The following is a 16,372-nucleotide window of genomic DNA, read 5'->3' as shown; positions in this document are numbered from 1 at the left end:
GTGGTTGAAATGAAGAAAATCGGAATTTTTGGAGGCACGTTTGATCCTCCGCATAACGGTCACCTCTTAATGGCGAATGAGGTGCTGTATCAGGCGGGGCTTGATGAAATTTGGTTTATGCCTAATCAAATTCCGCCCCATAAACAGGATGAAGACTATACGGACAGCTTTCACCGAGTGGAGATGCTGAAGCTTGCAATTCAGTCTAATCCGTCCTTTAAGCTGGAGCTGGCTGAAATGGAAAGAGAAGGGCCTTCATATACCTTTGATACCGTTTCTTTACTGAAGCAGCGTTATCCGAATGATCAGCTGTTCTTTATTATCGGTGCTGATATGATTGAATATTTGCCGAAATGGTATAAGCTGGACGAGCTGCTGAACCTCATTCAATTTATTGGAGTAAAGCGCCCCGGTTTTCATGTTGAAACCCCTTATCCGCTTCTCTTTGCAGACGTTCCGGAATTTGAGGTATCATCAACTATGATAAGGGAACGGTTTAAAAGCAAGAAGCCCACTGACTACTTAATCCCTGATAAAGTGAAGAAGTATGTAGAGGAGAATGGTTTGTATGAATCGTGAGGAGGCACTTGCCTGCGTTAAGCAGCAATTGACCGAACACCGATATATCCACACAATTGGCGTGATGAACACGGCGATCGAACTTGCGGAGCGTTTTGGAGCCGACTCTAAAAAAGCGGAAACAGCGGCTATCTTTCATGATTACGCTAAATTCCGCCCGAAAGAAGAAATGAAACAAATTATTGCACGGGAAAAAATGCCTTCGCAATTATTGGACCATAATCCGGAGCTGTGGCACGCTCCGGTCGGCGCTTATTTGGTCCAAAGAGAAGCGGGGATACAAGATGAAGACATTCTTGACGCCATCAGGTATCATACCTCTGGACGGCCTGGCATGACACTTTTAGAAAAAGTCATTTACGTTGCCGATTACATTGAGCCCAACCGGGCATTTCCCGGTGTCGATGAGGTGCGTAAGCTTGCTGAGACAGATTTGAATCAAGCGCTGATTCAATCCATCAAAAATACAATGGTTTTTCTTATGAAAAAAAATCAACCGGTTTTTCCAGACACATTTTTAACGTATAACTGGCTTGTGTCTGGCAACTGAACAGGAGGAATTTGTGAATGAACCAAAAGTCCATTTTAAAGATCGCAGCTGCGGCTTGCGATGATAAACGGGCAGAGGATATTTTAGCACTGGATATGGAAGGTATATCTCTGGTTGCTGATTATTTTCTGATCTGCCACGGAAATTCAGATAAACAGGTGCAGGCGATTGCCCGTGAAATCAAGGATCAGGCTGAAGAAAACGGCATTCAAGTCAAAAAGATGGAAGGCTTCGATGAAGCAAGATGGGTGCTCGTTGACCTTGGCGATGTGATTGTCCATGTCTTCCACAAGGATGAAAGAAGCTACTACAACCTGGAAAAGCTGTGGGGAGACGCTCCGCTCGCGGATCTTGAGCTTGGAATGAACCAATGATTTACCAAGGCTTTGCAAGCGTGTATGACGAGTTAATGTCTCACGCACCTTACGATCAATGGACAAAGTGGATTGAAGCATCTCTCCCGGAAAAAGGCCGTATCCTTGATCTGGCATGCGGTACGGGAGAAATCTCAATCCGGCTTGCCGAAAAAGGCTTCGAGGTCACGGGCATTGATCTCAGTGAGGAAATGCTTTCTTACGCCCAGCAAAAGGTCTCTAGTAACCAGCCGATTCTTTTTCTTCAGCAGGATATGAGAGAGATTGCCGGCTTTGACGGCCAGTTTGACGCTGTTACGATATGCTGTGACTCATTGAATTATTTAAAAACGAAAAATGATGTGATCGAAACCTTTAAAAGTGTATTTCGGGTGTTGAAGCCTGAAGGCATTTTGCTGTTTGATGTTCATTCATCATATAAAATTGCCGAAGTCTTTCCAGGTAGCACATTTGCTGACCAGGACGAAGATATCAGCTATATTTGGCAGAGCTTTGCTGGAAGTGAGGAGCTTTCTGTCATTCATGACATGTCGTTTTTTGTGTGGAACGGAGAAGCGTATGACCGTTTTGATGAGACGCACGAGCAAAGAACGTTCCCAGTGGATGAATACGAAGAAATGCTGAAGAGCTGCGGCTTTCAGCTTCACCATGTGACAGCTGATTTTACGGATTCAGAGCCATCAGGACAATCAGAACGCCTATTTTTCAAGGCGCAGAAGTCAAAAACCATCGTTTCCTAAAACGATGGTTTTTTAAAATGCTTTTTTAAGCTTTTGCATTACAGACAGAAGCATGACATACTCGTTTACACATGAAACTGCTTCTTCACGGCGGAAATATCCTCCTCGTATTTCAAATGAGTATTTTGAAATACCCGGTGAAACATATCCTGCACACCGCTTTCCAGCGCTTTAATGCCTTCTCCTGTCACACCGCCTTTAACGCAAACCTTTTCCTGTAACGCAGGCAGGGTATACAATTCGGTTTCTAACAGTTTTCCCATTCCGACAAGCATTTCCTTACACATCAGAATAGCGTCCTGTTTAGACACTGACGTTTCCGAAACGGCTGCATCTATAAACCGCTGAATCAGATAGCTCATAAAAGCGGGACCGCAGCTTACAATATCTGATGCCACCCTCGTGATGTCACTTTCAATTTGCAGCGGTTGAGAGATGTGCTCCATCAGCTCATTGATTTTCGTTTTTGCAGATTCTCCGCAGCTTGTGCCGAAAGTGACGAGAGAAACGCCTGCCAGCGCCCTGTTCGTAATACTTGGGATCACTCGCGCCACTTGACACGGAACATACTGTTCGAGCTGTTCAGTTTGAACTGGGCTTGTAATTGATATGAGAATATGATCCTTTCTTAAATAAGGCACCGCTCTTGCCAGTAAAGGATATATATCAAGCGGCTTAACACAAATAAAAATCATCTCGTTTTCAGAAACAAGCTTTTCCAGACTTTCTGTTACGTTTATGCTGTTGTATCGGTTTTTTATGTGCAACGCTTTTTCAATTGTGCGGTTTGTGATTGTTATGTTTGAGGGAGCGGCTGCTTTTGATTCAATAAATGATTCTATAAGGATCGTACCCATATTTCCTGTGCCGATAAAGCCTATCTTCAATGATTTCCCCTCCTTTGAGCTATTATCCTCTAAACCATATGTGTTATCGAAATAAAATATGACGAAAGCGGGGAACATGCGCGATGAATTGGTTGAATCAGTATAAAAAAACAATAATTTTAGCGGCTTCTGCGGCTGTTTTCATAGCGGCTATTTTCATCTTTGCCAGCGGAAAAAACAAAGGGCCGGTGAAGCAGGCTGTATCAACTGAGACAGAAAATGCGGAGGTAAAGCAGGAAGCAGTCAAAGACGAGTCAAACAAAACAATAGTGATAGACATTAAAGGTGCTGTTCTGCATCCTGGCGTTTATGAAATGCGAACAGGGGACAGAGTATCTCAGGCAATTGAGAAAGCGGGCGGGGCCAGTGAACAAGCAGACGAAATGCAAGTGAACTTGGCGGAGCTGCTTCAGGACGGGACAGTGGTGTACATCCCGAAAAAGGGAGAGGAGACGGCGGTGCAGCAAGGAGCCGTAGGCGCTGTTCAAAGCGATGGAGGGAAGGGAGCGCTCGTAAATATCAATACAGCCACCTTAGACGAATTACAAGGCATCTCAGGGGTGGGACCGTCAAAAGCTGAAGCTATTATTGCATACCGGGAGGAAAACGGGCGTTTCCAGACAATTGAAGATATCACTAAGGTTTCAGGAATAGGTGAAAAGTCGTTTGAGAAAATAAAGTCTTCCATTACAGTAAAGTGATTTGACGGTCATGCATAATGATAGGTAAACTAAAGGTCAGGCAACACAACATTTGGAGGGAACGACGTGGAACGAATTTCATGGAATCAATACTTTATGGCTCAAAGCCATTTACTGGCGCTGCGCAGCACCTGTCCGAGATTGTCTGTCGGCGCTACTATAGTCAGAGACAAACGCATGATTGCAGGAGGCTATAACGGGTCAATCGCGGGCGGCGTGCATTGTGCAGACGAAGGATGCCTGATGATAGATGATCATTGCGCAAGAACGATTCACGCTGAAATGAATGCAATTCTCCAATGCTCTAAGTTCGGGGTGCCGACTGATGGAGCGGAGATTTATGTGACGCATTATCCGTGCATTCAATGCTGTAAATCTATCATTCAAGCTGGTATCAAAACGGTTTATTATGCTGAGGACTACAAAACAAATCCGTATGCACAGGAATTATTTGAACAGGCGGGTGTAACTGTTGAACAGGTTGAACTCGATGAAATGATCGTTGATTTGAAAAACAGGGAAAAGCTTTCATTTGTAGCTGGTCTTTTAGAGAAACTAGCGGATGCTGGTCTTGCAGAGGAAGATTTGAAGAAAATACATGAACAGGCGAATACACTTTTTACGAGCTACGTGTGATTGATGCGTAATTCGCGTTTGTTATTGCCTTTGGCGGCAGCTTCGGCAACGGCTGGAATTACTGCCGCCGCTTATTTCTCCGCTGTTTTTCTTTTCTTCCTCTTTCTCCTCATCATTTTCATCAAAACGAGACACGCTTTTCTCATTTTTGTTTGTTTCTTCTCTTTTATATTGTTTTTTGCACTGTATACGGTCACAGATTCCCGGAATGTCTCTTCATATCAGCAGGGCACTTATAAATCCAAGGCAGTGATTGACAGTATTCCTAAAATTGACGGAGACCGTATGTCTATGGTGATTAAGACACCTGATAGCGAAAAATGGGCCGCTTCATATCGCATTCAGTCTTCTGATGAAAAAGATCAGCTGTCATACATAGAACCAGGAATGTCATGTGAGTTGACGGGTGCACTGGAAGAGCCCAAACACGCAACTGTGCCGGGCACATTTGATTATAACGAGTATCTTTACCGGCAGCATATTCACTGGAATTATTCTGTCACATCTATCCATAATTGCAGCGAACCTGTAAATTTCAAGGATAAACTGCTCAGTTTGAGAAAATACATCGTATCATTCACAAACAGCCTGTTGCCTCCTGATTCGGCAGGAATTGTACAGGCACTTACAGTCGGTGACAGATTTTATGTAGAAGACGAGGTGCTTAACGCATATCAAAAGCTTGGTGTCGTCCATCTCTTGGCGATTTCAGGACTCCATGTCGGCATTTTGACAGCCGGGTTGTTTTATATCATGATTCGTCTAGGCATAACAAGAGAAAAGGCGTCACTCCTGTTGCTGTTATTTCTGCCGCTCTATGTAATTTTGACAGGGGCTGCTCCTTCAGTGCTTCGCGCCGCTCTGATGTCGGGTATTTACTTAGCTGGAAGTCTTGTTAAATGGCGGGTACATTCTGCCGGTGCAATCTGCCTTTCATACATCGTCCTCTTGCTCTTCAATCCTTACCATCTCTTTGAAGTTGGTTTTCAACTGTCATTCGCCGTCAGTTTTTCTTTAATTCTATCCTCTTCTATTTTTCAACAACTCAAAACCTCCCTGGGCCAGCTGACAATGGTATCAATAATCGCTCAGCTGGGATCACTTCCTATTCTCTTGTATCATTTCCAGCAGTTTTCGATAATCAGCATACCGATGAACATCTTGATGGTTCCTTTTTATACATTCTGTGTTTTGCCGGGGGCTATAGCAGGTGTTTTTCTATTAAGCCTTTCCGCTTCGGCTGGTCGATTTTTCTTCTGTTGGTTTGATTTCTTGATGAGCTGGACCAACAGGCTGATCACAAGAATTGCAGATATTGATGTATTCACGATCATCATTGCACGTCCCGCACCTGCTCTGCTCTTTTTATTCACGGTTACAATCATCCTATTGCTTATGGCGATTGAAAAACGTTCCTTTTCGCAGCTGGCGATTACTGGGGGTCTTTGCTGCGCGGTGCTCTGTCTTCTTCTTATTTATCCGCGTCTTAGCTCCGAGGGAGAAGTCGATATGATTGATATTGGGCAGGGTGACAGCATGTATGTCGGTGCTCCGCATCAGCAGGGACGTGTCTTAATTGATACAGGCGGCACTTTGTCTTACTCGTCAGAGCCTTGGCAGGAAAAACAGCACCCGTTTTCACTTGGGGAAAAGGTGCTGATGCCGTTTTTAACCGCCAAGGGAATCAAACAGCTTGATGCTTTAATTCTGACGCACGCTGACCAAGATCATATCGGAGAGGCGGAGACTCTGCTGAAGCACCATAAAGTGAAGCGCCTTGTGATTCCGAAAGGGTTCGTTTCTGAGCCTAAAGACGAGAAAGTGCTGCGGGCAGCCAGAGAAGAGGGCGTGACAATAGAGGAGGTGAAGCGAGGCGATGTATTGCAAATAAAGGATTTGCAGTTTCAAGTACTGTCACCGGAAACACCTGATCCGGCAAGCAAAAATAACTCTTCTCTCGTTCTGTGGATGAAAACGGGCGGTATGAGCTGGATCTTGACGGGTGATCTGGAGAAAGAAGGGGAACAGGAGGTGATGAACGTGTTTCCGAATATAAAAGCAGACGTGTTAAAGGTGGGGCACCATGGAAGCAAAGGCTCTACCGGTGAAGAATTCATCAAACAGCTTCAGCCGAAAACGGCCATTATCTCAGCGGGAGAAAACAATCGGTACCATCATCCCCATCAAGAGGTTCTGCAAATATTACAGAGACATTCCATCCGCGTACTGCGTACCGATCAAAGCGGAACGATCCAATATCGATATAAAAACAGAGTTGGAACCTTTTCTGTCTATCCTCCATATGATACATCAGATATAACAGAGACGAACTAAAAAAGACTGCCGAGAAATCAGCAGCCCGGGCAGTCGCTGTTATGAACCAACCAGGTGAATAACCGTTGCCATAACAAACAAGAAGGCGAAAAATCCGAAGGACACAACAAAACCAACAGCTGAATCTACAGCATCATTTCGTTTGCTTTGAACGTTTTTTTCAAAATCATTCAACTTTATCCCTCCTGACTGCTTTAAGTATAATGGAATCGTTTTGAAAAATCTAGAAGCGAAGGTAACGTTTTCTGTTCTGGTGATTATCGCCTTTTTACAAGCTGTCCCGGGGGCTTGCGAACAGGCGTTTAATATAAATGGGGAAGCAGCAGTCAGGCTTCCTCTTTACTATTTTGCAAACTCAATTTAGGATAGAAGGGGATGACGAAAGAGAGGAAGTCGTACAACAATGGTATTTGATGTGTGGAAAAGCCTGAAAAAAGGAGATGTCCATCCGGTTTATTGTTTATACGGAAAAGAGACGTATCTGCTGCAAGAAACCGTCAGCAGGATCAGACAGACGGTCGTTGATCAGGAGACAAAGGATTTCAATCTATCCGTTTTTGATCTGGAAGAGGACCCGCTGGATCAAGCGATTGCAGATGCTGAAACGTTTCCGTTTATGGGGGAGCGGCGTCTTGTCATTGTGAAAAATCCATATTTTTTAACAGGTGAGAAGAAAAAAGAAAAAATTGAGCACAACGTCAGTGCGCTTGAAACATATATACAATCGCCTGCGCCTTACACGGTCTTTGTCCTGCTTGCCCCGTATGAAAAGCTGGATGAGCGGAAAAAACTGACGAAAGCGCTAAAGAAGCACGCGTTTATGATGGAGGCGAAGGAATTAAACGCAAAGGAGACCACAGACTTTACTGTTAGCCTTGCAAAAACCGAGCAGAAAACAATCGGCACTGAAGCGGCGGAACATTTGGTTCTGCTTGTGAATGGACATCTTTCATCGATTTTTCAGGAGATTCAAAAGCTCTGCACGTTTATTGGAGATCGTGAAGAAATTACGCTTGATGATGTGAAAATGCTTGTTGCGAGAAGCTTGGAGCAAAATATTTTTGAGCTGATCAATAAAATCGTCAACCGCAAACGGACAGAGAGCCTGCAAATTTTTTATGATTTGCTCAAACAAAATGAAGAACCGATCAAAATCATGGCGCTTATTTCGAACCAGTTCCGGCTGATTCTGCAGACAAAATACTTCGCGGAGCAAGGATACGGACAAAAACAAATCGCTTCTAATTTAAAAGTTCACCCATTTCGGGTAAAGCTGGCGATGGATCAAGCAAGGCTTTTTTCAGAGGCGGAGCTCCGGTCAATTATTGAACAGCTTGCCGTAATGGACTATGAGATGAAAACAGGGAAAAAGGACAAGCAGCTCCTGCTCGAACTGTTCCTTTTACAGCTGTTAAAAAGAAACGAAAAAAACGATCCCCATCATTGAGGATCGTTTTTATATTATGCAGAAAGTCCGTTCACTTTTTTCGCTAGTCTTGATTTGTATCGAGCTGCGGTATTTTTGTGTACAAGACCTGTTTTCACTGCTTTATCAATACGTTTAGCTGCTTCAGTAAGAGCAGTTTTCGCTTTGTCAGCTTCGTTGTTGGCAACAGAAGCTTCAACTTGTTTGATTGCAGTACGCATAGCAGATTTGATTGTCGCGTTATGAACGCGGCGTTCGTTGTTTGTTTTTGTACGTTTAATCGCTGATTTAATGTTTGGCATGTGTTTCACCTCCTAAGATACAACCTGTAGCACAGTGTCTTAAGGTTAAATCTTCTTCACAATAGAACAAATTGTATTCTATCAAACACATCTTTAGATTGCAATATAAATGTAAAGTATTTTTCATTGAAGGATCTCTTTTTAGCATGATTCATACACCAAATGGCAACAATATAGGTACTGAATGTGAAGGAGGCCCCTGATGAAAAAGAGTGAACTGGATGTTAATCAGTATTTGATACGTACCGATTTGGCAGTGGAAACGAAGGAAGCAATGGCCAATCAGCAGGCTGTGCCGACAAAAGAAATTAAAGGTTTTATCGAAAAAGAACGAGATCGCGGCGGCATTAAAATCCGCACTGTTGATATTACAAAGGAAGGCGCGGAGCTATCGGGAAAAAAAGAAGGGCGCTATTTAACGCTTGAGGCGCAAGGAATCAGAGAGAATGATTCGGAAATGCAGGAAAAAGTCTCTGCTGTCTTTGCGGAGGAATTCTCGGCTTTTCTTGAAAGCCTTAATATCTCAAAAGATGCGAGCTGTTTGATCGTCGGGCTCGGCAACTGGAACGTGACACCTGATGCGCTGGGACCGATGGCTGTAGAAAATCTATTGGTAACAAGGCACTTGTTCAAGCTTCAGCCGGAAAACGTGCAGGAAGGGTACAGGCCTGTCAGTGCGTTTGCACCTGGTGTGATGGGGATTACGGGAATTGAAACAAGCGACATTATTAAAGGCGTGATAGAGCAATCGAAGCCTGATTTTGTCATTGCCATTGATGCACTGGCGGCGCGGGCCGTGGAAAGGGTCAACACAACCATTCAAATATCGGATACAGGCATTCACCCGGGATCAGGTGTGGGAAATAAACGAAAAGATTTAAGCAAAGACACGCTTGGCGTACCGGTGATCGCCATCGGAGTTCCGACGGTCGTTGACGCGGTGACGATTGCCAGCGACACGGTGGACTACATATTAAAACATTTTGGCAGAGAAATGAAGGATGACAGGCCGTCAAGATCACTTGTTCCGGCTGGCATGACGTTTGGGAAAAAGAAAGTGCTCACTGAAGAAGATCTTCCTGATCAAAAGCAGCGTCAATCGTTCCTCGGCATCGTCGGAACCCTTCAAGAAGATGAAAAACGGCAGCTCATTCACGAGGTGCTGTCGCCTTTAGGCCACAATTTAATGGTCACGCCGAAGGAAGTTGATTCTTTTATCGACGATATGGCTAATGTGCTGGCGAATGGATTAAACACAGCGCTTCATGAAAAAGTGTCACAAGAAAACAAAGGCTCCTATAATCACTAAACGGTTCTACTTCCTCTAGCTTGTTCATAGAGTAATTACTAGACAAGCGCTGGAGGGATTCAATGAGAAATAAACGCAGAAACAGACAAATTGTTGTTGCGGTAAATGGCGGGAAAGCGGTAAAAGCCATCTTTCTATTTATCGCAAGCCTTATCGTGATTTTTGTTCTATCCGGTGTGTTGACGTCTCTCCGGCCGGAACTCAGGCCGTCGTCTGACTCTTTTTACGGGATTGCTGAAGAATTGCCGGGGGACATGTTTGCACACTTGCTGCGGATGGAAAACCATTATTTCGCTTCTGACCTTTCTCAAACCGACAGCTCATTCCATCTTTCACGTCTTTCTTTGAAGCTGGCGACAAGCATTAACCTCGAAGATCCGCGGAGTTTTCTCGGCCGGGAGCTGCCGGGGTTTGCACAATTTGATACCGAGATCCTGTTAGCTGGACAAGGCACGGATTATACGAATATGCCGGCGGAATCGCCGCCGCCGTCAAAGGTGATGGAGGAAGAAAGAGAAGCGAATTTGGCAGAGATTGAAAAACAGCAAACACAATCAGATCATGCGCAAAAAGATCCGCCGAAACAAACAACCGGTGATAAAAAGGTCGTCTTTATCTATCACACACACAATACGGAATCATATCTCCCTCTATTAAAAGGCGAGACCGATCCTGATATGGCGCGCCATTCTAAAGCCAACGTCACGCTCGTAGGAGATATGTTCGGAAAAGCGCTTGAATCCCAAGGCATCGGAGCCACAGTGAATAAAACCGATATACAGGCAAAACTGAACAAAAAAGGCTTAAACTATGCCAGATCCTATGATGAATCAAGGCCGGTTGTCAAAGATGCGCTCACCTCAAACAAAAATCTGCAATATATCATTGACATCCACAGAGACTCACGGCGCAAAAAAGATACGACAGCAACGATTAATGGGAAAAGCTATGCCCGGGTCGCCTTTGTCGTCGGCAAAAAAAGCAAGAATTTCGAAGAAAACTATAAAATTGCAAGCGAGCTTCATAAGCTGATGGAGAAAAAATACCCCGGACTCAGCACAGGTGTCTTTTCAAAAGGCTCGCCAGGCGATAACGGTGTTTACAATCAGGATTTAACCGACAGAGCGCTTTTGCTCGAATTTGGCGGAGTAGATAATAACCTCGAGGAGCTGCAGCGTGCAGCTGACGCAGCCGCAGACGTATTCAGCGAAATATACTGGGATGCTGAAAAGGTCAACGCAGAGAGCGGCGAGACGAAAAAACAATAAGAAATAGGTGGTTGATTTGATTGCATACTTTGGCAAATGCTTACTGCTTGTCACGATCATGTTTTTAGGCGTACTGTTCGGCATGCAGCAGGCGAATAACGGGATGCTGAGTATGAAAGGCTATCATGACCCTTCACTTAAGGGAGCGTTTACGCTCACCGATGGAAAAAATAATGAAAAAGAAGCCTCGATTTTAGGAGAAACAGTTACGGCGAAAGATTTAGAAGAAAAACAAAAAGAGCTGGAACAGGTAGAAACGTTCAATATGTTCTCTAAAGCCGGAAAAGCGCTTTCTAACACCGTAACCAACACTGCCCAGTCGATGTATGAATGGATACGGGATCTGAATCAATAGTGCGTGAAAGAGAAAAGCAGCCCAGGTTTAACAGGGAACTTTTCTCTTTCTTGTTTTACATTGAATCTTTACAATCCTATTGATATAATCTAAGCTAGTGTATTTTGCGTTTAATAGTAGGAGTGATAGATTGTGACAGATAAAGAAAAGCGTTTAGAGAGGCAGTCGAGAATACGGAATTTCTCTATCATTGCCCATATTGACCACGGAAAATCGACCTTAGCGGATCGTATTTTAGAAAAAACGTCGGCAATCACTCAACGAGAAATGAAAGAACAATTGCTCGATTCTATGGATCTTGAACGTGAACGGGGCATAACGATTAAGTTAAACTCTGTTCAGCTTAAATACAAAGCAAAAGACGGAGAGGAATATATTTTCCATCTGATTGATACGCCGGGACACGTCGACTTCACGTACGAAGTATCCCGAAGCCTTGCTGCCTGCGAAGGAGCGATTCTTGTCGTGGATGCAGCACAGGGAATTGAAGCGCAGACGCTCGCCAATGTCTACTTAGCGCTTGATAACGATCTTGAAATACTTCCAGTCATCAATAAAATCGATCTACCGAGCGCCGAGCCGGAACGTGTGCGCCAAGAGGTAGAGGATGTTATCGGCCTTGACGCATCAGAAGCCGTGCTTGCGTCAGCAAAAGCCGGTATCGGGATTGAGGAGATTTTAGAACAGATCGTAGAAAAGGTGCCCGCTCCGACCGGAGATCCGGAGGCGCCCCTCAAAGCACTGATCTTCGACTCGCTTTATGATGCCTATCGCGGTGTCGTGGCGTATATCAGAGTCGTTGAAGGAACGGTAAAACCGGGACAAAAAATCAAAATGATGGCAACCGGCAAAGAATTCGAAGTAACAGAAGTCGGCGTATTCACGCCGAAAGCGACTCCGACAAATGAACTGACGGTCGGTGATGTAGGCTTCCTGACTGCCTCTATCAAAAATGTCGGTGACACGCGAGTCGGTGATACAATAACGAGCGCTGCCAATCCTGCAGACGAAGCACTGCCGGGATACCGAAAGCTCAACCCGATGGTGTACTGCGGATTGTACCCAATTGATACAGCAAAATATAATGATTTAAGGGAAGCCCTTGAAAAACTTGAGCTGAATGATTCCGCGCTTCAATATGAAGCGGAAACTTCACAAGCGCTTGGATTCGGATTCCGCTGCGGATTTTTAGGCATGCTCCACATGGAGATCATTCAGGAGCGCATTGAGCGTGAGTTCAACATCGACCTGATTACGACAGCGCCAAGCGTTATCTATGACGTGTATATGACAGACGGCGAAAAGGTCGTTGTCGACAACCCGTCCAACATGCCGGACCCTCAAAAGATCGAACGGATTGAGGAGCCGTACGTAAAAGCGACGATGATGGTGCCGAATGATTACGTCGGCGCTGTAATGGAGCTTTGCCAAGGCAAACGCGGCAACTTCATTGATATGCAGTATTTGGACGCAAACCGTGTCAGCATCATTTATGACATGCCGTTAGCGGAAATCGTATACGAGTTTTTTGACCAGCTGAAATCAAGCACAAAAGGCTATGCGTCCTTTGATTATGAACTGATCGGCTACAAACCGTCTAAGCTTGTGAAAATGGACATTATGCTGAACGGTGAAAAAATCGATGCTCTTTCCTTTATCGTGCATCGTGATTACGCATATGAACGCGGAAAAGTGATCGTTGAAAAACTGAAAGAGCTCATTCCGCGCCAGCAGTTCGAGGTTCCGGTCCAAGCCGCAATCGGCCAGAAAATCGTGGCCCGCTCTACCATAAAAGCAATGCGTAAAAACGTATTGGCTAAATGTTACGGAGGGGACATCTCGCGTAAACGGAAACTTCTTGAAAAACAAAAAGAAGGAAAACGCCGAATGAAGCAGGTAGGCTCAGTTGAGGTGCCGCAAGAAGCATTCATGGCAGTTCTGAAAATGGACGACAGTCCGAAAAAACAATAGAAGCCGCCGCAGTCCTGTACTGCGGCTTCTTTCTGTAAAGAAGGTGAATTCGTTGAAATCAGCTTATATCCATATCCCATTTTGTGAGCACATTTGCCACTACTGCGATTTCAATAAATATTTTATTCAAAGCCAGCCTGTCGATGAGTATTTAAACGCGCTCGAACAGGAAATGATAAATACAATTGCAAAAACAGGGCAGCCTGACCTTAAAACGATCTTTATCGGAGGAGGCACGCCGACCTCCCTGTCAGAGGAACAGCTCAAAAAGCTGATGGACACGATCATCCGAGTGCTGAAGCCCTCAAGCGCCTTGTCGGAATTTGCGGTTGAAGCAAATCCGGACGACTTGTCCGCAGGGAAATTAAAAATTTTAAAAGAAGCAGGCGTAAATCGCCTCAGCTTCGGTGTCCAAACATTCGAAGACGATCTGTTAGAAAAAATCGGCCGAGTGCACAAACAAAAAGATGTATTTGCCTCTTTTGAAAGGGCGCGGGAAATCGGATTTGACAATATCAGTCTTGATTTAATGTTCGGACTTCCGGGACAAACCCTCAAGCATCTGGATCATTCTTTAAATACTGCTTTATCGCTGGACGCCGAGCATTATTCCGTGTACTCACTCATTGTAGAACCGAAAACGGTATTTTATAATCTGATGCAAAAAGGTCGTCTGCATCTGCCGCCACAGGAGCAGGAAGCTGAAATGTATGAAATGGTGATGAGCCGGATGGAAGCTCACGGCATTCATCAATATGAAATCAGCAACTTTGCCAAGGCAGGCATGGAATCTAAGCACAATCTGACGTATTGGAGCAACGAGGAATATTTCGGTTTCGGAGCAGGGGCCCACGGATATATCAGCGGTACACGGACAGTAAACGTCGGACCTGTCAAACATTACATTGATCTGATAGCAGAAAAAGGCTTTCCGTACAGAGATACACATGAAGTGACAATAGAAGAACAAATTGAAGAAGAAATGTTTTTAGGCCTGAGAAAAACAGCCGGTGTCAGTAAAAAACGATTTGCAGAAAAATACGGGCGTTCCCTGGATGAACTTTTCCCAAGTGTATTAAAAGACCTTGCTGAAAAAGGACTGATTCACAATTCGGAGTCTGCCGTTTGTTTGACTCATCAGGGGAAATTATTAGGTAATGAAGTTTTTGGCGCTTTTTTGGGTGAGTTATAATTGACATTTTTCTTGTGGTTTGATACTTTTGTTATAGAATTAGCACTCGCTTATCGAGAGTGCTAACAGAGGTGATGATGATGTTAACAAATCGTCAGCTGCTGATCCTTCAGGTCATAATCAACGATTTTATTAAATCGGCGCAGCCGGTAGGGTCAAGAACTCTTTCGAAAAAAGATGAAATCACATTTAGCTCTGCAACAATAAGAAACGAGATGGCTGACTTGGAAGAATTGGGCTTCATTGAAAAAACCCATTCATCCTCAGGACGTGTTCCGTCAGAAAAAGGGTACCGGTACTATGTTGACCATTTGCTGTCACCCGTCAAACTGACAAAAAGCGATCTGGACCAAATCCACTCGATCTTCAAAGAGAAAATTTTCGAGCTGGAGAAGACAGTTCAAAAATCAGCGCAAATTTTGTCCGATCTGACGAATTATACATCCATCGTACTCGGGCCGAAGCTGAGTGAGAATTACCTTAAACAGATTCAAATCATACCGATTCAGCCCGATATGGCAGTAGCGATTCTCGTTACCAATACGGGGCATGTGGAAAACAAAACGATTAATTTTCCAGCCAAAATGGATCTGTCTGATATTGAAAAACTGGTAAATATACTCAACGACCGTTTAAGCGGCGTTCCAATGGATGAACTGAATGAGCGCATATTTAAGGAAGTCGTCATGTACCTAAGACAGCACATTACGAACTATGACAATATTCTTGACGCGCTTCGTTCAACCTTTCATTCCACAAGCCACGTCGAAAAATTGTTTTTCGGCGGAAAAATCAACATGCTGAACCAGCCGGAGTTCCATGATATTACTAGAGTTCGGTCGCTGCTCTCATTAATCGAAAAAGAACAGGACGTTTTAAAGCTTGTTCAATCCCCACACACGGGAATTTCGATTAAAATCGGGAAAGAAAACGACTATGAAGAGATGGAAAACTGCAGTCTGATTACGGCTTCTTATTCTGTCGATCAGAAGCAGATCGGCTCAATTGCGATCATCGGCCCGACCCGCATGAATTATTCCAGGGTTGTCAGCCTGCTTCAGCATGTGACTTCGGACTTGTCAAAAGCATTAACAAGTTTGTATGATGAATAAGGGAATTTTGGCAAATTTTATCGAAGGGCAGCACCCGCCCTTCTCCTTACACTTTGAGGGAGGTGAACACAATGTCAGAAGAAAAACAAACCGTTGAACAAAACGAAACAGAAGAGCAAGAAGTCATTGAAGAACAAGCAGCCGCTGAAGAACAGCAGGAAGAAACAAATGAAAGCGAACTTCTTCAAAATCAAATTAACGAATTGCAAGGTTTGCTTGAGGAAAAAGAAAACAAACTTTTGCGTGTTCAAGCAGACTTTGAAAACTATAAACGACGCAGCCGTTTAGAGATGGAAGCGTCCCAAAAATACCGTTCTCAAAACATCGTGGCTGATTTGCTGCCGGCTCTTGACAGCTTTGAAAGAGCGCTTCAGGTTGAAGCCGACAATGAACAGACGAAAAGTTTGCTCCAAGGAATGGAAATGGTCCACCGTCAGCTCGTAGAAGCCTTGAAAAAAGAAGGCGTGGAAGCCATTGAAGCTGTAGGGCAGGAATTTGATCCTAATCTGCACCAAGCCGTTATGCAGGCTGAAGATGAAAACTACGGCTCCAACATTGTTGTTGAGGAAATGCAAAAAGGCTATAAGCTGAAGGATCGCGTCATTCGCCCTTCCATGGTCAAAGTGAATCAATAAT

The 16,372-nt window shown here is 44.3% G+C and carries 19 protein-coding genes; 16 read left to right on the top strand and 3 right to left on the bottom strand.

Annotated features, from left to right (window positions below; translation table 11 throughout):
* Nucleotides 1-9 precede the first annotated feature (9 nt).
* Genes M1M80_RS13145 through M1M80_RS13130 form a run of 4 tightly spaced genes read left to right on the top strand, consistent with a single transcriptional unit; the run spans nucleotide 10 to nucleotide 2,243 of the window.
* Entirely contained in the window at nucleotides 10-579 is a 570-nt protein-coding gene (locus M1M80_RS13145; RefSeq protein WP_019258940.1) for a nicotinate-nucleotide adenylyltransferase, read from the top strand.
* Nucleotides 569-1,129, top strand: a complete 561-nt coding sequence (gene yqeK, locus M1M80_RS13140) for a bis(5'-nucleosyl)-tetraphosphatase (symmetrical) YqeK (protein WP_003237115.1) — start codon at nucleotides 569-571, stop codon at nucleotides 1,127-1,129. The genes M1M80_RS13145 and yqeK overlap by 11 nt, the downstream gene beginning before the upstream one ends.
* Nucleotides 1,130-1,146: 17 nt before the next feature.
* Complete coding sequence (gene rsfS, locus M1M80_RS13135) at nucleotides 1,147-1,503, top strand: ribosome silencing factor (RefSeq protein ID WP_003237112.1); 357 nt, start codon at nucleotides 1,147-1,149, stop codon at nucleotides 1,501-1,503.
* Nucleotides 1,500-2,243, top strand: a complete 744-nt coding sequence (locus tag M1M80_RS13130) for a class I SAM-dependent DNA methyltransferase (protein WP_060399062.1) — start codon at nucleotides 1,500-1,502, stop codon at nucleotides 2,241-2,243. The genes rsfS and M1M80_RS13130 overlap by 4 nt, the downstream gene beginning before the upstream one ends.
* Before the next feature lie 65 nt (nucleotides 2,244-2,308).
* Here the strand turns inward: M1M80_RS13130 and comER are convergent, their stop codons facing one another.
* Nucleotides 2,309-3,130 carry a late competence protein ComER gene (comER, locus tag M1M80_RS13125; protein ID WP_060399061.1) on the bottom strand — a complete coding sequence of 274 codons (822 nt, stop codon included), beginning with the start codon at nucleotides 3,128-3,130 and terminating at the stop codon, nucleotides 2,309-2,311.
* Between the two features lie 83 nt (nucleotides 3,131-3,213).
* Here comER and M1M80_RS13120 point away from each other — a divergent pair, with 83 nt between their 5' ends.
* The 3 genes from M1M80_RS13120 to M1M80_RS13110 all read left to right on the top strand — a co-directional run bounded on the left by M1M80_RS13120 (nucleotide 3,214) and on the right by M1M80_RS13110 (nucleotide 6,801).
* Complete coding sequence (locus M1M80_RS13120) at nucleotides 3,214-3,831, top strand: helix-hairpin-helix domain-containing protein (protein ID WP_060399060.1); 618 nt, start codon at nucleotides 3,214-3,216, stop codon at nucleotides 3,829-3,831.
* A gap of 66 nt (nucleotides 3,832-3,897) precedes the next feature.
* Nucleotides 3,898-4,467: a ComE operon protein 2 gene (locus tag M1M80_RS13115; RefSeq protein WP_003237106.1), complete on the top strand. Its 570-nt coding sequence runs from the start codon at nucleotides 3,898-3,900 to the stop codon at nucleotides 4,465-4,467.
* A 3-nt stretch (nucleotides 4,468-4,470) separates the two neighbouring features.
* Nucleotides 4,471-6,801 carry a DNA internalization-related competence protein ComEC/Rec2 gene (locus M1M80_RS13110; RefSeq protein WP_060400041.1) on the top strand — a complete coding sequence of 777 codons (2,331 nt, stop codon included), beginning with the start codon at nucleotides 4,471-4,473 and terminating at the stop codon, nucleotides 6,799-6,801.
* A gap of 39 nt (nucleotides 6,802-6,840) precedes the next feature.
* Here M1M80_RS13110 and M1M80_RS13105 read toward each other — a convergent pair whose 3' ends face one another.
* Entirely contained in the window at nucleotides 6,841-6,975 is a 135-nt protein-coding gene (locus M1M80_RS13105) for a YqzM family protein (RefSeq protein WP_003229983.1), read from the bottom strand.
* 40 nt (nucleotides 6,976-7,015) lie between these two features.
* On the opposite strand from M1M80_RS13105, the gene M1M80_RS13100 reads away from it, so the two are divergent.
* On the top strand, nucleotides 7,016-7,165 hold the full coding sequence (locus tag M1M80_RS13100; protein ID WP_003229985.1) for a hypothetical protein: 150 nt from the start codon (nucleotides 7,016-7,018) through the stop codon (nucleotides 7,163-7,165).
* Between the two features lie 39 nt (nucleotides 7,166-7,204).
* A complete protein-coding gene (gene holA, locus M1M80_RS13095; RefSeq protein WP_060399059.1) occupies nucleotides 7,205-8,248 on the top strand; it encodes a DNA polymerase III subunit delta in 1,044 nt (347 codons plus the stop codon).
* A 14-nt stretch (nucleotides 8,249-8,262) separates the two neighbouring features.
* On the opposite strand, the gene rpsT is transcribed toward holA, so the two are convergent.
* Nucleotides 8,263-8,529, bottom strand: a complete 267-nt coding sequence (gene rpsT / locus M1M80_RS13090) for a 30S ribosomal protein S20 (protein WP_003229989.1) — start codon at nucleotides 8,527-8,529, stop codon at nucleotides 8,263-8,265.
* A 202-nt stretch (nucleotides 8,530-8,731) separates the two neighbouring features.
* Here rpsT and gpr point away from each other — a divergent pair, with 202 nt between their 5' ends.
* The 7 genes from gpr to grpE all read left to right on the top strand — a co-directional run bounded on the left by gpr (nucleotide 8,732) and on the right by grpE (nucleotide 16,371).
* Nucleotides 8,732-9,838, top strand: coding sequence for a GPR endopeptidase (gene gpr / locus M1M80_RS13085; RefSeq protein WP_003237103.1), 1,107 nt, complete (start codon nucleotides 8,732-8,734; stop codon nucleotides 9,836-9,838).
* Between the two features lie 62 nt (nucleotides 9,839-9,900).
* Entirely contained in the window at nucleotides 9,901-11,106 is a 1,206-nt protein-coding gene (gene spoIIP, locus M1M80_RS13080) for a spore autolysin SpoIIP (RefSeq protein ID WP_003237102.1), read from the top strand.
* 16 nt (nucleotides 11,107-11,122) lie between these two features.
* A complete protein-coding gene (locus M1M80_RS13075; RefSeq protein ID WP_060399058.1) occupies nucleotides 11,123-11,461 on the top strand; it encodes a YqxA family protein in 339 nt (112 codons plus the stop codon).
* Between the two features lie 132 nt (nucleotides 11,462-11,593).
* Entirely contained in the window at nucleotides 11,594-13,432 is a 1,839-nt protein-coding gene (gene lepA / locus M1M80_RS13070; protein ID WP_003237100.1) for a translation elongation factor 4, read from the top strand.
* 52 nt (nucleotides 13,433-13,484) lie between these two features.
* Entirely contained in the window at nucleotides 13,485-14,624 is a 1,140-nt protein-coding gene (gene hemW / locus M1M80_RS13065) for a radical SAM family heme chaperone HemW (protein ID WP_060399057.1), read from the top strand.
* An 80-nt stretch (nucleotides 14,625-14,704) separates the two neighbouring features.
* Nucleotides 14,705-15,736: a heat-inducible transcriptional repressor HrcA gene (gene hrcA, locus M1M80_RS13060; RefSeq protein WP_003237098.1), complete on the top strand. Its 1,032-nt coding sequence runs from the start codon at nucleotides 14,705-14,707 to the stop codon at nucleotides 15,734-15,736.
* Between the two features lie 71 nt (nucleotides 15,737-15,807).
* On the top strand, nucleotides 15,808-16,371 hold the full coding sequence (grpE, locus tag M1M80_RS13055; RefSeq protein WP_003237097.1) for a nucleotide exchange factor GrpE: 564 nt from the start codon (nucleotides 15,808-15,810) through the stop codon (nucleotides 16,369-16,371).
* Nucleotide 16,372 lies beyond the last annotated feature (1 nt).

The organism is Bacillus inaquosorum, assembly GCF_023238325.1.
In the GTDB taxonomy this organism is placed as follows: domain Bacteria; phylum Bacillota; class Bacilli; order Bacillales; family Bacillaceae; genus Bacillus; species Bacillus inaquosorum.
This window is presented reverse-complemented; position numbering and strand designations above follow the sequence as displayed.